The organism is Halomicroarcula saliterrae, from assembly GCF_031624395.1.
GTDB classification, from domain to species: domain Archaea; phylum Halobacteriota; class Halobacteria; order Halobacteriales; family Haloarculaceae; genus Haloarcula; species Haloarcula saliterrae.
The window spans coordinates 970,763-988,904 of sequence record NZ_JAMQON010000001.1 but is presented as its reverse complement, the minus strand read 5'-3'; the positions used below and the strand labels follow the sequence as shown (position 1 = coordinate 988,904).

Genomic DNA, 18,142 nt, shown 5'->3' with positions numbered 1-18,142 from the left:
CGCGGCCGCGGCTAGAACTGGTCGAAGCTGTCGGGCCTGCCGCCACCACCGCCGCCGCCGCCGTTCCGGCGCAACACTGCCAGAATTGCGATGAACGCACCCAGCGCGATAGCGATGCCGCCACCGAGGTACAGGGTCTTGATGCCAAACACCGTCGCCGGGATGGCCCCTGTCAGCGCTCCCCCGCCGTCACCGCCCGACATCTCGGTCGGGGTCGCCGTAGGCGCCGCAGTCGGTTCCGCATCGGCCGACTCCGAGTCCGATTGCGAGGACGCGACGTCTCCCGGGGAGAGAATTAGCCGGCCGGCGCTCTCGTTGTTGAGCGCGAAGTCGTAGGTCCCGGACTCGGTGATGTCGTGCGTGAGCCTGAGGCCGGTTTCCCCGCCCCCGGCAACCGTCAGCGTCGTCTCGTTCACCGTCTCACCGTTGACTCGCAAAGCACCGGTGTACGTTCCAGTGACCGGGCCCGTGTTCTCGACGACGGCGTTGAGAATCACCCGCTCCCCCGACGCTATCGACTCTGTCTGTATGGTCGTGCTCGCGACGGATATCGAGGGGTTGATCAGCCCCACGGCGTAGGTCGACCCCCGCGTCGCAGTCGCCTCGTAGACCATCCGGTCCGTCCGCTCCTCGACGACGGTCGTCTCGAGTGCGTCCCAGGAGGACTCGTTGCGCTGGTACACCGCCACCTGGTCCTGCCGCAGCGACGTGTTCGCGATTGCGGACTTGTTGACCGCGAACCGCATCGTGGTCTGCTCGAAGGAACTGTTGCTCTCGTAGGTCACGACGCCGAGTAACGACGACTGTTCGGTGGTCGGTAACTCTCCGGGCACGGCCGAGCGGTTCGTGTACTCGGTGAGGTTCTGCTGGAACGCGGACTGGCCGGTCGTCGTCGACCACCGTTCGAGCGCGAAGCTCCGGTTCGACGCCGGGATAGCTAGCTCGGTCGGCGCGCTGTCCGAGACGCTGTTCGCTCTGATATTGACTCGGCGCTGCGAATCGCTTTCCGAGGTGACGCGGGCTCTGGCGCGTTTCACCGTCACGTAGCCGGCCCGGTTGTCGTTGACGCTTATCTTGTACGTTCCCGGTTGGTCGAACTGGACGCTGACGTTGACCGTCCGGTCCTCGTTGGAGGGGACCTTCACCCGTCGCTCGGCGAACGGGGTCCGATTTCTCGTGAACTCCATGGTGTAACCGCCACCGGAGCTACCGACGTTCACGACTGTCCCGCTCACGGTTACGTTCTCTCCCACGGCGACCGTCGTCGCCGAGACGTCTGCACCCCGAAATCCCATCGCGGGGACCGCTGCCGCCACCGAAGCGAACATCGACCCGACGACGAGAACGACGAGACCGAGGGCTATGATGCGACTCCCCCATTCGTTCTGTGACCCGTTAGTTAGCTGCATCTGATTGTGCTGAACCGGACCAGTAATATAAAACCTCCCGGTACGTGGAAAGTAGTACCTTATCTGACAGGGGACAATATCTGATGGGGTTTCAAAAATACGCCTCTCGAATCACAAACAGGAGCCAGACTGTCGGTACGAGCGCGAGTATTAGGCCCAATATGCCGATCACGTAGTTCCCCTCCACAAGTCCCCGCGCCAACCCCCTTCCGAGATGAAAAAGTAGCAGGGAAAGGACAACTAAAACCACATTGCGGAGCGAAAAACTCGGTCTTTCCGTATTAGAATCGTTCGGCGACATCTCGTAGTCTCCTCTCGCCGTGTGGTAACTGGTTTCCCGTTACGTTCGCGTTCGTATCGAGCGGCTTTTTCAACCCGATCGGGACGAACGGGATAATTTTGACCCTTTCTCTGAAACTCACTCTCCTCAATCTATATGTTCGATGACTTAAAATTGGCGAGCGTTAGTAATCAAGTCAGCCCGGATTAGCCCCGAGGCTATCTCGCGGGAGTTTCGAGACATCGAGCCGAGTGAATTGGGCGTAGATATCGGTGTCGAAGCTCCTGACCTACCGAAAATCACCACACTGGAAGCTGTTTGTCGTAAAAAGCGGTGGGGCTGGGATTTGAACCCAGGAATCCGTGAGGATACCTGCTTTCAAGGCAGGCGCAATAGGCCGCTCTGCCACCCCACCGCACGAGTGGGTAGCGGCGGTTTCCCCTAAGGCCTGTCGATTACTCCCGGACCAGTTCGTTGTCGGTCGTCACGCGGAGTCCGAACTCGTTGAGGAGCGTGGTCGTGCGGGGTGGCACTACCCGTTCGGCCTGGTGGCGTGCGCGAAGTATCGGGACGACAGTGCGGAGGTCCGCGGGCGTCTCGACGACCGGCACCGACGGCAGGAAATCGACCCCGAGGTCGGCGTCCATCGCCCGGTCCGTGAGCGTCTCGACCGTCGGCGTCGCGTAGGCGTCCTCGAAATCCACTGGCTCGGCGAAGCCGGCGTAGAACACGCGCCCCTCGCTCGCCGGGCCGAGCACCACGCCGGAGGAGCGCAGTTTCATCGCGGCGCTGTCGATGAGCTGTCGGGTCAGGAGCCCGGCGGTCGGTTCGACGGCCGCGGCGGTCTTGACGCCCTCCCGCTCCAGTAGATGGGTGACAGTGTTGCCGACGCGGGCGGACAGCGAAGAGCCGACCTGTACCTCGTACCGGGCGTCCGCGGGGGCGTCGAGGGCCGCCTCCAGGGGCTCCCTGATTTCCGCCTCCGGGTCCACGCCGTCGGGGACCTGGTCGGCGGGTCGGTAGTTGACGAGCAGCTCCGCGCCGCTCGCCTCGACGGCGCGACAGACGTCTGTGAGCATCGCCGTGTAGAGGGCCGTCGCCTCCGATTCTTCGAGCGGACCGCCGGAAAGCTCCGGGAGGACGAACCCGTCTACCGGCGGGTCCGCCACCACAGCAACCGTTGTCATACGGTACCTTCGGGGCGACGACGGTTAGTCGGTTCCGGACTCGCCGGGCGAACTATGCCACTCGCTGTCGTGGCTGTCGCGGGTCCCGTATGGAAGCTCGGAACTAATGTCGACCGACACCGGTCACAGCTCGGTGGTCACGGCGGGGCCATCGACCGCAGTCAGGACTTTTACCCGGCCGATGACCGTCGAGGGCGTCGAGAAGTCCCGTTGACTCCCGGCAGTCGGTCCCAGTGTGCCAACTGAGCGAGGTCGTGGGAGCTAGTGACAAAACTGATTTATAGATTGTACGTCGAGTTCAGTGTAACCAACGCTTGGTGGGGACCAATGCAAACGGACGAAATATACCGCTGTGATGGGTGTGGGACGGAGTACCGCGTCGCCGGGGACGGGCGTCCGACAGTGCTGTGTTCGGAGTGCAAGCAGGTCGCGTCGCCGCGTGGCGACCCCGTCGCAGTGCGGGAGTACCGCGTCGGACACGTGACCTATCTCGAAGGCCGCCGACGGACGACCGAGGCACTGGGTCGGTTCGAGTCCGGCCATCTGACGCTCGCACGAGGCGGCTTCAACGACGCCGCGGGTGAGTTCGAGACCAGCGTGGACCACTTCACGACGGCCGTGAAACGGGCCGAAGGCGACGGCGTTGCCGACGCCTGCGAGCGGGCCAGAAAGAAGGCGACGTGTCTCTGGCAGGCCGTCGAGTGGCTCGGCGGGTCGACCTACGCCAGCGAGCAGGGGGATATGACACGAGCGACCCAGTACCGGAACGACGCCCAGCAGCGATTGCGGTCCGCGAAGGAGTACGGCGACCTCCCCGACCCCGAGGCGCTGCTCGACTGAACTGAGTCCGCCAAACGGTCTGACCGCTGCCGTCGGTCCTCAACGACCCCGACGCCTGCACCGCTGCCGTCGGTCCTCAACGACCCCGACGCCTGCACCGCTGCCGTCGGTCCTCAACGACCCCGACGCCTGCACCGCTGCCGTCGGTCCTCAACGACCCCGTCGACCCTTCGTCTGGCGGTAGTCCTGTCCCAGCACGTCGCTGAAGTGGTCGAGAAACGCCGTCCGTTCGTCGTCGGTCTGTTCGGCCGGCGGAATCATCGGCAGAATCTCGAAGCCACGTCCGCGGATGGTGGTGGCGTGGCGCTCCTCGATGTCCAAGTCGTCCTCACTGAGCGTTGTGTACTCGAAGGCCAGTTCTTCGAGGGAGCGCTGGCCGACCGGCAGCAGAATCTCGGGGTTTATCATCCGTATCTCGCTGTTGAGGTACGGTTCGCAGTTCATCACTTCCTCCTCCGTCGCCGCTCGGTCGGGGTGGCGACAGCGGGTGACGTACGTGAGGAAGGTGTTTTTCAGCTCCGGTCGGTCGGCGTCGGGGTCCTCTACCATGTCGACGGCCGCGAGGATGTCGAGCAGTTCCCGCTCGCGCTCGTCGGTGAAAGGGAGCCCGGACTCGTCGGAGCCGGCCCCGGGCGACTCGCCCAGCACGATGAACTCCGCGCCGACGTCCCCGTAGCCGTGGACGACGTTCTCGCGCGTGTCACACAGCTCGGGGCAGTTCTGGCACTGTTCGTCCATGCCGAACGGGTTCTGCTTCGACTCCTGATTGGCGTCCATACTAGTCCTCGTCGATGGTCCGTGCGTGGGTACCGGCGTCCTCCGGGTCGTTCTGTGGACTCGACGGATGGTACTCGGTCTCGTATGCGCCCGTCCGACCGTCGAGCCGGTCGGGGTTGATACGCCCGCCAAGCAGCATGAAGTCCAGCACGGTGCAGTAGAGCATGGCCTCGACGACCGGGACGGCCCGCGGCGGGAGTACGGGGTCGTGGCGGCCCGTGACCGTGATTTCTTTCTCCTCGCCGGTCTCCCAGTCGACGGTCTTCTGTGTCTTCGGGAAGGAGACGGGCGCGTGCCAGGAGACCTCGCCGTAGATGGGGTCGCCGGTGGTGATACCGCCCTGCAGGCCGCCGTGGTCGTTGCCGGTCGGCACCGGCTCGCCGTCGCCGTCGAACTCCCAGTCTTCGGTGTAGTCCGACCCTCTCGCCGTCCGGGCCTCCCGGCCGAGGCCGAGCTCGAAGTCCGTCACGGCGGGGATGGAGTACATCGCTTGTCCGAGGCGGGAGGGGACTGAGTCGAACCGCGGCGCACCGAGACCGCGGGGGACGCCGCGACACTCGAAGTAGATGCCGCCGCCGATGGAGTCGCCCTCTTTCTGGTATTTGTCGGCCAGGTCGCGCATCTCCTCGGCTTTCTCCGGGTCGCCACAGCGGACCTCGTTGGCCTCGCTGTGTTCGAGCATCTCCTCGAAGCTCACGTCGTCGGCGACCACGTCGCCGATCTGGCAGACGTGGGCCTTGATACGCACGTCGTAGTCGGACTGTTCCAGCACTTGCTTGGCGACGCCGCCGGCGGCCACCCAGTTGACTGTCTCCCGGGCCGAGGAGCGGCCGCCGCCGCCCCAGTTGCGGGTCCCGAACTTCGCCGAGTAGGTGAAATCGCCGTGCGAGGGCCGCGGGGCAGTGATGAAGGGCTCGTACTTCCCCGAGCGGGCGTCCTTGTTCTGGATGACCATCCCGATAGGCGTCCCCGTGGTGTAGCCGTCCTGAATCCCCGAGTTGAGCTTCACCTTGTCCGGTTCGCCGCGGGAAGTGGTTATCATCGACTGGCCGGGTTTGCGCCGGTCGAGGTCTTTCTGTATCTCCTCCTCGGAGAGTTCGACGCCCGCGGGGACGCCCGACACCGTACAGCCCATCGCCTCCCCGTGGGATTCGCCGTAGGTGGTCAACCGGAAGAGCCGACCGAACTCGTTGCCGTTCATTACGCACGTCTGGGGGTCCGGGGCATTTCAAGCTTACAGTCGGGACCGTGGGTTCAAATAGCGACACGCGGGCAGACCCGGTCGTGCGCTGATACACCACGATGCACCGTCCCGCGGGAGTGCAACACAGCGGTGCATCGGCGGTCTGTGTTGCCTGCTAGCCACTGCACGCGAGCGGTTGCGAGGAACGGCCAGACGGGAATCTACCGGCTCACCGAGGCACCGAGCGATTCGAGCAGGTCGAAGAAGTTCGGGAAGGAGACGTCGACGTGTTCGGCGCCGGTGACCGTGGTCTCGCCGTCGGCGACGAGGCCCGCGACCGCTAGGGACATGATGATGCGGTGGTCGGCCTTGCCGTCGACAGTGGCGCCGCGTAGCTCGGAGTCCTCGCCGTAGACGACGAGTTCGTCCTGCTTCTCCTCGACTCTGGCGCCCAGCTTCGTCAGCTCCTCGGCCATCGCGCTGACGCGGTCGGTCTCCTTGTACCGGACGTGTTCGGCGTCGGTGATTCGGGTGACGCCGTCGGCGGCCGCGCCGAGCGTCGCGATGGTCGGCAGGAGGTCGGGAGTGTCCTCAACGGCGACCTCGATGCCGGAGAGCTCGCTCTGCTCGACGGTAATCTCGCCGTCTTCGCGGTCCCAGGAGAGCGTCGCGCCCATCCGGTCGAGGATGTCGACGATGGCGGTGTCGCCCTGTGCGCTCGGAACGGCCGAGGTGACGGTCATCCCTTCTGGGGCGGCCAGCGCCCCCATCGCCAGCAGGTAGCTGATAGAGGAGAAGTCGCCGGGGACGTGGTAGCTCCCGCCCGACGGCTCGTAGGACTGCCCGCCGGCGACGGTGAACCCGTCGGCGGTCCGCTCGGCCGTGACGCCGAACTCGGCGAGCACTTCCAGCGTGATATCGACGTACGGCGAGGACTTGAGTTCGGTCGTCAGCTCGATGTCGACGCCCCCGTCGGTCACCGCACCGGCCATCAGCAAGGCGGTGATGTACTGTGAGGACACGTCGCCGGGGATAGCCACGGTACCGCCCTCGATGCCGCCGCCGACGACCAGCGGGGCCTGTCCGTTCTCGCGCGTGCTCTCGGCGCGGCCGCCGAGCTGGCCGACGGCGTCCAGCAGCGGCCCCTGCGGTCGTGAGCGTAGCGAGTCGTCGCCCGTCAGGACCGTCAGTTTGTCCTGCAGGGCGGCCGTCGCCGTCACCAGCCGCATCGTCGTGCCGCTGTTGGCACAGTCGATGACGGTGTCCGGTGTCTCGGGGCGGCCGTCGAAGCCGGAGACCTCGATGGCCGACTCGTCGCTGCGGTCGACGCTGCCGCCGTAGGCGTCGACAGCGCGCATCGTCGCCTTCGTGTCGGCGCTCACGAGCGGCGCCCGGACGGTCGCGCCGTCGGCGTAGCCGGCCGCGAGGACGGCCCGGTGGGTGTAGCTCTTCGACGGCGGGGCCTGCGCGCGGCCCTCGACCGTCGAGTTGCCGATGGTGATATCCATGGTCGGGCGATTGCGGGCGGGCGACAAGAGGCTACCGCTCTCGGAAGTCGACGGGAAAAACGGTGTCTACAGCTGGACCGCACCGACGACGAAGGCCACCAGGGGCACCGCGACGACGGCGTGTATCACGACGAGGGTGAGCTGGCCGACGGCGCTTAGACCCAGGGAGGGCGCGGCGGCGAAGACGGGAACGAGCATCACGACGAAGACGGCCACCGCGAGCGCGGTGAAGTTGCGGACGGGCCGGTCAGTGAAACGGGCCGTGGCCGCATAGACCACGGCGGCGCCGACGCCGGCGACGACGGTCGACGTGACGATGGGGACGGCGCCGAACGGGCTCGCGGGGCCGCTGACGCCGAGTTCGAGTCCGAGAGCACCGGCGATACCCGCGACGACGAGAGCCGAGACGACGGCGACGAGCACACCGCCGGCCGTTCTACGGGCGAGTTCGCCGCCGCTGGTCGCGACTGGATAGCGTGACGTTACAGTTGACATAGCCGTAGCTACGGGCGCAGAGGGTATAAAGCAGTAGTACCGGTGTCAGACCCGCTCGCAGCGCCGTGGCCGACGAGAACGGTTCGGAGCGGCGGCGGGAGACGACGTCGAGCAGCTCCCGTCCGAGAGCGTGGCCCCGCGCGAGCCGTTCCTACTGCACGTTCGCGCTGGAGGCCCGCTGGAGCATGTAGACGGCGACGCTCCCGAAGGCGACGGCGAGTGCCAGCAACACAGCGATAGCGGGCACGAGCGTATCGTAGATACCGCCGAAGGCGGTAACCTCGACGACGGTCATCACGTCGCGGCCGAGCATGATGGCCCGGGCGGCGTCGACGCCGTAGGTGACCGGGTTGAACCGGGCGACGACCTGAATCCACCCCGGCAGGACCGAGAGCGGGAGGAAGGCCGTCGAGACGAAGAGAAGCGGGAACTGCAGCAGGTTCGCGCCGATGATGGTCGACTCCTGGTCTTTCGTGAGGACGGCGATGGTGTTCGAGAGTGCGGTGAACCAGAACGAAAAGAGAATCCCGACGGCCATGATGCCCAGCGCGCCCGCGACACCGGTCGCGACTTCGGCGCCCAGCAGGACACCCAGTCCGATGATGATGCCGATCTGGGCTGCGATGCGGACCACCTCGGCGGCGGTCTTGCCCAGAAAGACCGCGGTCCGGTTCATCGGACTGACGAGCACCTTCTCGAACATCCCGTTCTCGATGTCGTTGACGAGGCCGACGCCGCTGGTCGCCGCGGCCGCCAGCGCCACCTGCATACAGATAGCGGGCACGAGGTAGGTCTCGTAGCTGATGTCGGCGGCCCCCTGATTCACCGCGCCGGTCGCCACCTGCCCGAAAACCTGCGTGAACAGGACGAGGAAGATGATGGGCTGGACCAGGGAGACGACCAGCACGAACGGGTTCCGGACCGCTTTGATGTTCCAGCGGACGAAGTTCACCCAGAGGTCGCCCACGAAGGAGTTGCCCGACCGCGAGACGCCCTCGGTCGTCGCCGAGTCGCCGGGCCCGGAACTCATGCGTCCTCACTTCCCTCGGAGTGGTGGCCCGACGGGGCTTGCCCTCTCCCGGACTGCCCGCCCCCATCGGCGGCGAGGCTGTCCGTCGGTTCGGGACCCTCGTCGGTGTCGACGTGTTCGCCCGTGATGGCGAGGAACACGTCGTCCAGCGTGGGCGCGCGGACGTTGAACCCGGTCACGGTGATGTCGGCGTCCCGGAGCGCCACGAGGAGGTCGGTCCCCCGAGAGCGGGCGCGTTCGGAGGTCACAGTGATACCGTCCGGCGTGACCTCCACCGTGGCGCTTTCCTCGAAGAGGTCGGTCGACCGGGCGATGTCGGCGGCCCCGGCTCTGGTCGACTCGTCGCCCTCGACGTTCACGTCCAGTATCTCGCCGCCGACCTCGCGTTTGAGTTCCGCCGGCGAGCCCTCGGAGACGATTTCGCCGTCGAGGATGACCGCCAGTCGCTCACAGAGGGCGTCGGCCTCTTCCAGATACTGCGTCGTCAGAAAGATGGTCGTGCCCCGCTCGTTTATCCGCCGGAAGTACTCCCAGAGGCGGTTGCGGGCCTTGGGGTCCAGCCCGGTCGTCGGTTCGTCGAGAAAGACCAGCGGCGGGCGGTGGACCAGCGCCGTCGCGGCGTCGAGGCGCTTCTTCATCCCGCCCGAGAAATCGTCGGCCCGTTTGCCGGCCACGTCGGCGAGGTCGACGAGGTCCAGCAGTTCGTCGATTCGCTCGGCCCGTTCGCTCCGCGGGACGCCGTAGGAGTCACAGGCGAACCGCAGGTTCTCGCGGGCGGTGAGCTCGGGGTCGATACTGGTCTCCTGGGCCATGTAGCCGACCGTCTCGCGGACCGCGCGCCCCTCGCTGAGCGCGTCGAAGCCGTTGACCCGAATCTCACCGGCCGTCGGGCGAAGCAGCGTCACGAGCGTCTTGATAGTCGTCGTCTTCCCGGCCCCGTTCGGACCGAGGAAACCGAAGAACTCCCCGCGCGGGACCGTCAGGTCGATACCCCGGACCGCCTGTGTCCCGTCCGCGTAGGTGAGCTCCACACCCGAGGCGTCGATTGCGTCGTCTGTCACGGTCGGAGGGAGGGGCGCCAGCAGCATATATGCCAGTCTCTCGACCCCGTCACCGACCGACCGTGTCGACCCTGACCGACCACCCGCCGTCGGAGAGCTCGACGGCGACGCTGTCCAGCCGGCGGCGGAACAGCTTGCGGTGGTGCCCGTCTTCGTCGTACTGCATCGAGCTATCGACCAGCCCGGCGTCGTTCAGCCGTTCCAGCCGGCGGTACACCGTCGGCCGTGAGCAGCTACAGGCGCTCACGATGTCGCGAGCCGACTTCGGCTCGCCGACGAGCGCGACGAGTATCTCACGAGCGTGGGCGTCGTCGAGCAGGTCGAGCAGGTCGGCCGTCGTAGTCTCGGTGAGCGCGGCGTTCCCGCTGTCGGCTGAGCCGGACGGTCCGCTGCCCGCCTCGGCGCTCGCAGTCACGTCGTCTCACGCTCCCGACCGACCGACAACAGCGCGTCCGTCACGACGCCGCCGGCCGTCGCCAGCGCGTTCCAGACGTTGCAGACGACCAGGAGACCGACCAGCCCCAGCCCCGCGAGCGCCAGCGCCTCGGGCAGGCTGGTGACGACGTAGCTCCCGGCCCGGTAACTGAACTCGGGGTCGTCGTACAGCAGCGGCGCGGAGAGGAGCGCGACCACGGTCACCCCGCCCGCCGTCAGCACGAAGAACGCTATCTGGCCGAAGACGAACTTCACCAGCACGACTGCGACGCTCGTCCACGTCGTCGGCTCCGCGACGAACTGCCGCACGCTGGCGACGTAGCTGTCGACGGTGTCCCACTCGCTGGGCAGGGAGAGCAGCGGTGGTACGGGCGTCTCCCGGTCGAGCAGTACCCGCGAGAGCTTCGCTTCGAGGCCCGCCGCTGCCGTCGTCGCTGCGAGGGTCGCCAGCAGTATCGGTACCCCGACCAGCGTGACCAGCAGCGAGACCCCCGTCGAGGAGCCCACGGTGAACCCGACGAAATACAGCATCCCGAGCGGGAAGGCGAGCAGGAGGTAGAGGAATCGCTTGTAGGTCTGGACGCGCAGCGGGGCGGTGACGAACCGTCGCAGGCCGTCACCTGGAGTCGTTGTCTCCATCACAGTCGGAGTGAGTCGCCCGGAGACGGTATACATAGACCAGCGCTTGTGAACGACACAGCTGAGGGAAAATTTTATCAACCGGAACGGAACGTCCGGTAGATAGCGAGCAGTCCGAAAGTGTGGGAGAGCGTCACACCGAGCAGCGTCTGTGCGTCCGAAAGCGAGAGCGCGGGCCCGACGAGCTCGGTGAGGAGGAACGGGACGACGGCGATGGCGACGACACCCAGCGCCAGCCCTCGCATCACCGTGCTGTCGTTGCGCCGGTAGCCCCGGAAAGCGAGCCACGCGACGAGCGCCCCCAGGGTCGCCGTGAGTGCCGCCCCGACGGTCGCGACCAGTTCCACCGTCGTCATGGTCGCCCCCTGTAGACGACGGCGAGGATGACGAGCAGCCCGGCGGCCTCGACCGCGGTCGCCGCGACGATTCTGACCGGCCCGGCCACCGGGAGGTTCCCGGCGACGATGCGGACGAACATCGGCGCCGGCGCCAGCAGGAACATCCCGACGGCGAGCCCCAGTATCGGTTTCGACCGCGAGCGCAGGTAGCCGCGGACGAACCGGTAGGTAACGAGGACGGACAGTGTCAGCGCGGCGAAAAACGTTACCACGGCGAGCAGCCCGGTGACTGTGGTCCCGCCCTCGACGGACACCTGCATCGCTTCCGGGCCGGGCAGGCTCGTCCGGAACGGCTGGGGTGGTCTCATCCGGTGAACTCCTCGTACAGTCGGGTGAATCGGTCGGCGGGCGGTTCGCGTCTGTCGACCTCGATACGGACGCCGTCGTCGGTGAACTGGATCTCGACGCGCTCCAGTCGCGCGGCGTAGGTCTTGTAGTGGTTCCCGTCGGGGTCGAGCTCCTGGTGTTCGGTCAGCAGCTCCCGGTCCTGCAGCCGGTCGACGAGGCGGTAGATGGTCGAGTCGTCGGCGCCACAGCGGTCGCTCAGGCTGTCGACGGACCGCGCCTGCTCGCGGGTCTCCACGAGTATCGTCCGGGCGTTCTCGTCGTCGAGCAACGTGAGCAGCTCCTCGTCCACGTCGCCGGCCGACTGCATCTGCCCGGCAGTTGCGCCGACTGGTATATTAATTACGGCCCCGTGTCTCCGGCTCCGCAGTCCGACAGCAGTTTTACGGGTCGGGGTCGAGACACAACGGGTAGACGGTATGTCCTCCCTCCCGCCTCGACCGTCCGTCCGGTCGGTTTGCGCTGCACCCGTCCGTCTGCAGACCTACCGCCACCTCTGTTATCTGGCGCTGGTGTTTCCGCTCGGATTCATCTACTTCAACGTCCTCGTGACCGGTTTCTCGCTCGCGATACCGCTCTCCGTCATGCTCGTCGGTGTGCCGCTGTTCCTGCTGACGCTCCTGGTGGCACGCGGGTTCGCCGCGGTCGAACGACGGCTCACCGGCTACCTGCTCGACGCCGACCTCGCCGATCCGTCGTACCCGTTTCTGGACGGGAGCCCCGTCGAGCGGACGAAAGCGCTGCTGTTGGACGGGACCACCTGGCGCGAGTGCCTGTATCTACTGTTGCATTTCCCGGTCGGCATCGTGGCGTTTACGTTCCTCACCACGGGGCTGACGGTCGCGCTGACCCTCGTCGCCACACCGCTGCTATACGACGCGCCGGGCGTCCGCATCGGTTTCTTCCCCGGGGGGTCGGTCACGGTCTCGCAGTCCCTGTCCGTTCCGTGGGGTGACCTGCTGGTCGGTGTCGACGTCGTGACCACGGTCAGCCAGTGGGCCGTCGATTCCTTCGCGGACGCGCTCCTGTTCTCGCTGCTCGGGCTGGTCGGGCTGGTTCTGACCCTGAACCTCGTCAACGCGGCGGCGTGGCTGCTGGCACAGTCCGCGGCGTTCTTCCTCGGCGACGGGACGGCCCGGGACGCGTCCTGACGGAGCTCAGCCACCAGCGGTAGCCCTTTGCCGCCGCCGCCCCGATTGCCAGCCATGGACCCCGATTTCGCGAAACTCGACGCCTATCTCGACGAGACGGACGCCGACGGCTACCTCATCGACGCCGACTCGACGGATTCGGACCAGTACTACCTCGCGGGCTTCGACGCGCCCGACCCGTTCCTGACGCTGTACGACGGGGAGACCCACCTCCTCTTCCCCCGGAGTCTGGAGTTCGGGCGGGCAAAGCGCGAGTCCCGCGCCGACAGCGTCGAGCGCTACGTCGATTTCGACCACGCCGAACTCGTCGAAGAGCACGGGACCGAGGGAGCAGTCTCGCACGTCCTCGCCGGCTTTCTCGACTCCTACGGCGTCCATAGCGTGGCGGTTCCGCCGCGGTTTCCGTTGCGGACCGCCGACGGCCTCCGCGACCGCGGCGTCGAGGTGACGCCCGACACCGACGGCGTCATCACCGAGATTCGCGCGACGAAGACGGACGAGGAAATCGAGCACGTGCGGGCCGCCCAGCGGGCGAACGAGGCGGCGATGGCCGCCGCCGAAGAACTGCTCCGGACGGCCTCGGTCGCCGACGAGGGCCACCTGTGGTTCGACGCGGCGCCGCTGACCAGCGAGCGCGTCAAGGAGGAGATAGAGGTGACGCTCCTGCGTCACGGCTGCTCGCTGGACGAGACGATCGTCGCGTGCGGGAGCGACGCCGCCGACCCGCACGACCGCGGGAGCGGCCCGCTGACCGCCGGCGAGCCCGTCATCGTCGATATCTTCCCGCGGGACAAGACGACGAAGTACCACGCGGACATGACCCGGACCTTCTGCAAGGGTGAACCGACGGAGACCGTCGCGGAGTGGTACGATCTGACCGAGCGGGCGATGGATGCGGCCTTCGAGGCGCTGGAACCCGGTGCGACGGGCGAGGACGTCCACGACGCGGTCTGTGACGTGTACGAGGCGGCCGGCGAGCCGACGCTCCGGAGCGACGACCGCGCCGAGACGGGCTTCATCCACTCGACGGGCCACGGGGTCGGCCTCGACGTCCACGAGCTCCCGCGGCTCTCGCCGTCGGGCGGGGAACTCGAACCGGGCCACGTCGTCACCATCGAGCCGGGACTGTACGACCCCGAGGTCGGCGGCATCCGAATCGAGGACATCGCCGTCGTCACCGAAGACGGCTACGAGAACCTCACGGACTACGAGGTCAGTCTGGTCGTCTGAGACGGGCGTGACCGGCATCGGCGTTCGTTTCCGAGTAAATCATGAACTTTTATTATAGATGGGGTGAAAGCAGGTGGTATCCGATGCTTGTACGCGTGCTTCACTCGCCACGACCCGACGACTCGACCGACGACCACCGCAGCACACCCACACGACCCCCGGATGACAACCACAATCACGACACCCGCTGACGACGAATCGTATCCGACACCGGATTTCGAAGCGCACTCGCGAAACACCGGCGCGCCGCTGATGTTCTCACCGACGAGCACGGCGACCGCCGGCCAGTTCGACACCGAGGCCGACCGGCCTCGCTGAGGGAGTCACCAGCGGCGCTGTCGCTGCCGCCGTGACACAATCGTTTTCCGCGCCCGAGGCATGCCTCAGATATGGCCGATTACACCACGGTCTCGATACCGAAAGACCTCGCCGAACGCGTCGAGGAGACCATCGAGGGGACCAGCTTTTCGAGCACGTCGGACCTCGTCCGGTTCCTGTTGCGGAGTATCGTCGTCGAGCACCAGCGAGAGGGGGAGCTGACTGAGGCCCAGTTCCAGGACATCACGGACCAGCTCCGTGACCTCGGCTATCTGGAGTAGTTACGGAACGGTAGCTACGCGATAGACTCCTCGGGCGGTTCGATGTCCAGCACCGTCACCTCCTGTTTCCGCCCGGAGCGGTCGAAGGCGCCGAAGGAGTCCGTGTCCCAGGGCGGGATGGCGACGAAGACGACCTCGTGGAGGTCGTCGAGTTCGCTGACGCCCATGTAGCCGTCGGAGTGGGAGACGAAGCGACCGTGTGTCTGGCCGGCCGGCGTCCCCAGGTCCATCCCGAAGACGGCGTTGACCGAGCCGCCGGCCGAGGGGAGATAGAAGTCCGTGAACACCGGCGTCTCGGGCTCTAAGTCCGCTTCTGGGAGCTCCTCGGCCGGGGTGACAGCGAGCGAGATGGTCACGTCGTCGGGCTCGGCTTCCCGGGCCATCCGCAGCAACGTCTCGACGAGACCGCGTGTAACGTACACCACGACTGACGTTCGCAGGGTGGCCGTATAATCCCGTCGCCGGTCAGCCCAGCACGAACGATTTGAGGTTTTTGACGTACAGCCCGGGCATGCGCCCACGAGAGCCCCTGACCGCGTCAGACAGGGCCGCGCTGGCGCCGTCCATGATACCGTGGCCGTGCCCCACAAGCAGTCGCTCGGGCTCCAGCCGCTGTAGCTTCCTCGGCGGCGTCAACCGCAACATCGGGTGGACGCCGAGCCGCTCGTCGCCCGCCAGGAAGTAGTCGGCCGTCCCGACGGCTTCCGGGACGACCAGCGTGTCGTCTTCGTCGCCATACAGCGCCGCTTCCTTCCACGCCGGGTTGCTGGTGAGCTCGTGAATCCCGTAGTCCGTACCGGGAATCTGTCGACGGACTCGTTCTGTCGGCGCGTCGATGTCGTCCTCGACGCCGGCGAGGGCGTCGGGGACGTACACCGGCACGTCGTGGCGCGTCGCGATTTCGGCGCAGTCGCGCTTGTGGCGGTTCAGCAGAACGATGACGCCGGCGACCTCCCCGAACTCGGTGAAGAGGTCGTCGATGCCCTCGGCGTCGACCGGGTCGACCACGATGGCACCGGCGTCCGTCCCCAGCACGTGGCTCGCCCGCTGCATCGTCTCGTCGGGGTAGGCGAGCCAGCTGGCGCCACGGTCCCAGCGGTTCGTCTCCGACCAGCCCGTCGCCGTCCCGGTTTCTTTCATCGGCATGGTCGGTCGTAGGGACTCGGCGTGGATAAATGGTCCAACTCGGACGAACAGGCGACGGTCCCGGACCGGTGGGGTCGCCGACCTATAGCGGGTCGTCGAACGTCTGTCTGAGGGCGGTACCGTTACCGCCGACGGCATACTTGCCGGTCCCGCCGTCGGTACGGACGACGATGGTGCTGTACAGCGTCACGTCGGAGCGGCCGTCGTAGGTCTCGGTCCACCCCTCGATTTCACGCTCGAACAGCTCCGTGCTCCCGCCGACGGCGACGCCGCGGTCGGCCAGCCGGTCGACGGCGACGCGGCTGTTGCCGCCGAGCTTCGTCAGCGTCCAGACCGCACCGTTGTACCGGAAGAGCCGGCCGCTGCCGCCGACGACCGTGATATCGTCACGCGCGACCGCGGCCACGTCGTAGAGTGTCACACCGGCCCAGTCGACGCCGATGTCGGTCCAGCTCGCACCGCCGTCGCGGGTCTCGTACACAGTCGAGTTGCCATCACAGACGTAGGCGACCGATTCGTCGATAGTCGTGACACCACGGATAGAGGAGCCGTTGCCCGGTTTGACGGGGTCGTTTAGGGTCAGCGTTCCGTCGTCGTACTCCCCCGTGACGACCTCGCCCGAACCGTTGACGAGGTACACCGACTCGGCGCCCGCGGAACCGGCGACGGCGACGTCGGTCCAGGTCGTGGTGTAGACGTTCGGTTTCGAGTAGTCGGTTACCTCCTCGGTCGCCGGGTCTATCCGGCCGACGACACCGCTGCCGCCGGCGACCCACACAGCCGCCCGGTCGTCGGTGACCCCCGCGCCATAGAGGGTGTTCCCCCCGCCTCTGACGCCGGTTTTCGTGACGATACGCCACGTTCCATCCGAGCCTGTCCTGACCATGCGACCGCTCTCACCGGCGGCGTAGAACCCATCGCTCGTCTCGACTATCTCGTACAGCGTCACGTCCACGGGAGTCGACACGCGCTCCCATGTCCGGTCGGTCAGCCGTTCGACGGAGACCTCGGTACCGCTGCGAACGGTCGTCAGGTCGGCCACGGAGCCGTCGGTCACCGCCAGTCCCGAGACGTTCCCGCCGTACCGGTAGCGGTCGGTCGAGTCACCGTCTCTCAGGAAGTTATCGACCGAGTCACCGCCCCGCAGTGTACCATCGACCGTGAACCCCGTCGTGGTCTCCGTCACGTCGTCGTCGGGTTCGTTCCGGTTCGTGCCCGTCGTCGGGCCGGAGACCTCGAACGCGTAGTCGAGCGAGCGACCGTCGGCGACGTCGAGCCGAAGCTCGTCGGGATAGGCGCTGTAGCCACCGCGTTCGAGTATCCGACCGCTGTTGCCCCCGACCGAGTCGGGGTAGTCGCCGGTGGTGTCGAGTGCGACCCCGCGGAGCGTCTTCGAGCTGTCGAGGTCCGTGGCGCTCCATCCGCTCGATGTCCGGGTGTAGACGACGCCGCCGGCGCCGACCGCGACCTGGTGGTCGGTCGTGCGGTCGACGCCCCGGATCGCGCTGGAGCCCGGGGTGTACTCGGTCCAGCTCCCGCCGTCGTACTCGTAGACGACGCCGTCGCTACCGACGGCGGTGACGGCGTCACGGGCGGAGGCAGCGACGTCGTACAGCGGCACGCTGACATCGTCGATACCGATTTCGCTCCAGGTCGACCCGCCGTCGACAGTCTCGTACACCGACCCCGTCGAGTCACAGCAGTACCCCTCGTTCTCCTCGACCAGCGCGGCGCCGTAGATTGTGTTCCCGCCGTTGAACACGACGGCGTCCGTCCAGTCCATCCCTGGGCCGTCGCGTGTCCCCACGATGACTTCGCCACCGCTGCCAAAGAGGTAGACCCGGTCGTCGCCGGCCGCTTCGCCGACGACCACGTCGCGCCAGGTGGTCGAGCGGCCGTTGGGGTTCGAGTAGTCGACGAACTGCTCGTCGACCGCGTCGTAGTAGCCGACCCGGCCGCTTTCGCCGGCGAGCCAGACGTTCCGACCGTCGGCCGTCGAGTCGGTTCCGTAGAAGGTCTTGTCCCCGGCCCGCAGTCCCGCGTCGAGGACCTGTTCGTAGTCGGTGTCGTCGGAGTCCGTGGTCGCCCGACGCGCGAGCACGTCCCCGTTCGCGGCGACCATATACGGCCCCTCGCGGGACTGGGTCACGTCGTAGATGGATTTCTGAATCGGAGACTCCGTTCGAGTGAACTCGGTCGTCGAGCCCAGTGCGAGCCCCGAACCGAGCGTCGTCCACAGGCCAACTGTGCCGATCGCGGACAGTGCTTCACGTCGGGTGTGTCTGAACACGCATTATATTCACACCGACTGTCACAAAAAACGAGTACACAACGTGTTAATACTGTTCTGTTCTTATTGGAATATTCATGGGCTCGGTCACGAGCTCCGCTGGAACGGGTTCCGCTCGGGCCGACAGTTTTCACTCCCG

22 protein-coding genes and 1 tRNA gene are annotated in these 18,142 nt (G+C 66.6%); 5 read left to right on the top strand and 18 right to left on the bottom strand.

What is annotated here, in order from left to right; genetic code table 11:
• Positions 1-11: 11 nt before the first annotated feature.
• From NDI56_RS05430 to NDI56_RS05420, 4 genes are all read right to left on the bottom strand, one after another.
• Positions 12-1,409 carry a PGF-pre-PGF domain-containing protein gene (locus NDI56_RS05430; protein WP_310918396.1) on the bottom strand — a complete coding sequence of 466 codons (1,398 nt, stop codon included), beginning with the start codon at positions 1,407-1,409 and terminating at the stop codon, positions 12-14.
• 91 nt (positions 1,410-1,500) lie between these two features.
• Complete coding sequence (locus tag NDI56_RS21715; protein ID WP_417935943.1) at positions 1,501-1,710, bottom strand: hypothetical protein; 210 nt, start codon at positions 1,708-1,710, stop codon at positions 1,501-1,503.
• A gap of 310 nt (positions 1,711-2,020) precedes the next feature.
• Positions 2,021-2,104, bottom strand: a tRNA-Ser gene (locus NDI56_RS05425).
• A 40-nt stretch (positions 2,105-2,144) separates the two neighbouring features.
• A complete protein-coding gene (locus NDI56_RS05420) occupies positions 2,145-2,876 on the bottom strand; it encodes a hypothetical protein (protein WP_310918395.1) in 732 nt (243 codons plus the stop codon).
• A gap of 327 nt (positions 2,877-3,203) precedes the next feature.
• Between NDI56_RS05420 and NDI56_RS05415 the strand changes: the two genes are divergently transcribed.
• Positions 3,204-3,716, top strand: coding sequence for a hypothetical protein (locus NDI56_RS05415; RefSeq protein WP_310918394.1), 513 nt, complete (start codon positions 3,204-3,206; stop codon positions 3,714-3,716).
• Between the two features lie 150 nt (positions 3,717-3,866).
• Here NDI56_RS05415 and NDI56_RS05410 read toward each other — a convergent pair whose 3' ends face one another.
• The 11 genes from NDI56_RS05410 to NDI56_RS05360 all read right to left on the bottom strand — a co-directional run bounded on the left by NDI56_RS05410 (position 3,867) and on the right by NDI56_RS05360 (position 11,897).
• Entirely contained in the window at positions 3,867-4,493 is a 627-nt protein-coding gene (locus tag NDI56_RS05410; protein WP_310918393.1) for a uracil-DNA glycosylase, read from the bottom strand.
• A 1-nt stretch (position 4,494) separates the two neighbouring features.
• The gene (gene aroC / locus NDI56_RS05405; RefSeq protein ID WP_310918392.1) at positions 4,495-5,694 is read right to left on the bottom strand and encodes a chorismate synthase; all 1,200 of its coding nucleotides are present in this window, start codon (positions 5,692-5,694) and stop codon (positions 4,495-4,497) included.
• 203 nt (positions 5,695-5,897) lie between these two features.
• Complete coding sequence (gene aroA, locus NDI56_RS05400) at positions 5,898-7,184, bottom strand: 3-phosphoshikimate 1-carboxyvinyltransferase (RefSeq protein WP_310918391.1); 1,287 nt, start codon at positions 7,182-7,184, stop codon at positions 5,898-5,900.
• A gap of 66 nt (positions 7,185-7,250) precedes the next feature.
• Positions 7,251-7,679, bottom strand: a complete 429-nt coding sequence (locus NDI56_RS05395; RefSeq protein ID WP_310918390.1) for a DUF6069 family protein — start codon at positions 7,677-7,679, stop codon at positions 7,251-7,253.
• 151 nt (positions 7,680-7,830) lie between these two features.
• On the bottom strand, positions 7,831-8,709 hold the full coding sequence (locus tag NDI56_RS05390; protein ID WP_310918389.1) for an ABC transporter permease: 879 nt from the start codon (positions 8,707-8,709) through the stop codon (positions 7,831-7,833).
• A complete protein-coding gene (locus NDI56_RS05385; protein ID WP_417935942.1) occupies positions 8,706-9,797 on the bottom strand; it encodes an ABC transporter ATP-binding protein in 1,092 nt (363 codons plus the stop codon). The genes NDI56_RS05390 and NDI56_RS05385 overlap by 4 nt, the downstream gene beginning before the upstream one ends.
• 22 nt (positions 9,798-9,819) lie before the next feature.
• Complete coding sequence (locus NDI56_RS05380) at positions 9,820-10,185, bottom strand: ArsR/SmtB family transcription factor (protein WP_310918387.1); 366 nt, start codon at positions 10,183-10,185, stop codon at positions 9,820-9,822.
• Complete coding sequence (locus NDI56_RS05375; RefSeq protein WP_310918386.1) at positions 10,182-10,844, bottom strand: sensor domain-containing protein; 663 nt, start codon at positions 10,842-10,844, stop codon at positions 10,182-10,184. Before NDI56_RS05375 ends, NDI56_RS05380 begins: the two co-directional genes overlap by 4 nt.
• Before the next feature lie 77 nt (positions 10,845-10,921).
• The gene (locus tag NDI56_RS05370) at positions 10,922-11,200 is read right to left on the bottom strand and encodes a DUF7521 family protein (protein WP_310918385.1); all 279 of its coding nucleotides are present in this window, start codon (positions 11,198-11,200) and stop codon (positions 10,922-10,924) included.
• The gene (locus NDI56_RS05365) at positions 11,197-11,550 is read right to left on the bottom strand and encodes a hypothetical protein (RefSeq protein WP_310918384.1); all 354 of its coding nucleotides are present in this window, start codon (positions 11,548-11,550) and stop codon (positions 11,197-11,199) included. The genes NDI56_RS05370 and NDI56_RS05365 overlap by 4 nt, the downstream gene beginning before the upstream one ends.
• Positions 11,547-11,897: an ArsR family transcriptional regulator gene (locus NDI56_RS05360; protein WP_310918383.1), complete on the bottom strand. Its 351-nt coding sequence runs from the start codon at positions 11,895-11,897 to the stop codon at positions 11,547-11,549. The genes NDI56_RS05365 and NDI56_RS05360 overlap by 4 nt, the downstream gene beginning before the upstream one ends.
• A 109-nt stretch (positions 11,898-12,006) precedes the next feature.
• Between NDI56_RS05360 and NDI56_RS05355 the strand changes: the two genes are divergently transcribed.
• The 4 genes from NDI56_RS05355 to NDI56_RS05340 all read left to right on the top strand — a co-directional run bounded on the left by NDI56_RS05355 (position 12,007) and on the right by NDI56_RS05340 (position 14,567).
• Positions 12,007-12,738: a sensor domain-containing protein gene (locus NDI56_RS05355; protein WP_310918382.1), complete on the top strand. Its 732-nt coding sequence runs from the start codon at positions 12,007-12,009 to the stop codon at positions 12,736-12,738.
• A gap of 54 nt (positions 12,739-12,792) precedes the next feature.
• Complete coding sequence (locus NDI56_RS05350) at positions 12,793-13,968, top strand: M24 family metallopeptidase (protein ID WP_310918381.1); 1,176 nt, start codon at positions 12,793-12,795, stop codon at positions 13,966-13,968.
• A 162-nt stretch (positions 13,969-14,130) separates the two neighbouring features.
• Positions 14,131-14,286 (top strand): hypothetical protein, encoded by a 156-nt coding sequence (locus tag NDI56_RS05345; protein WP_310918380.1) that lies wholly within the window; start codon positions 14,131-14,133, stop codon positions 14,284-14,286.
• 71 nt (positions 14,287-14,357) lie between these two features.
• Positions 14,358-14,567 carry a ribbon-helix-helix domain-containing protein gene (locus tag NDI56_RS05340; RefSeq protein ID WP_004593281.1) on the top strand — a complete coding sequence of 70 codons (210 nt, stop codon included), beginning with the start codon at positions 14,358-14,360 and terminating at the stop codon, positions 14,565-14,567.
• Between the two features lie 14 nt (positions 14,568-14,581).
• Here NDI56_RS05340 and NDI56_RS05335 read toward each other — a convergent pair whose 3' ends face one another.
• The 3 genes from NDI56_RS05335 to NDI56_RS05325 all read right to left on the bottom strand — a co-directional run bounded on the left by NDI56_RS05335 (position 14,582) and on the right by NDI56_RS05325 (position 18,003).
• Positions 14,582-14,992 (bottom strand): JAB/MPN domain protein-containing protein, encoded by a 411-nt coding sequence (locus tag NDI56_RS05335; protein ID WP_310918378.1) that lies wholly within the window; start codon positions 14,990-14,992, stop codon positions 14,582-14,584.
• A gap of 40 nt (positions 14,993-15,032) precedes the next feature.
• Entirely contained in the window at positions 15,033-15,707 is a 675-nt protein-coding gene (locus tag NDI56_RS05330) for a hypothetical protein (RefSeq protein WP_417935950.1), read from the bottom strand.
• Between the two features lie 88 nt (positions 15,708-15,795).
• The gene (locus tag NDI56_RS05325) at positions 15,796-18,003 is read right to left on the bottom strand and encodes a beta propeller repeat protein (protein ID WP_310918376.1); all 2,208 of its coding nucleotides are present in this window, start codon (positions 18,001-18,003) and stop codon (positions 15,796-15,798) included.
• Positions 18,004-18,142 lie beyond the last annotated feature (139 nt).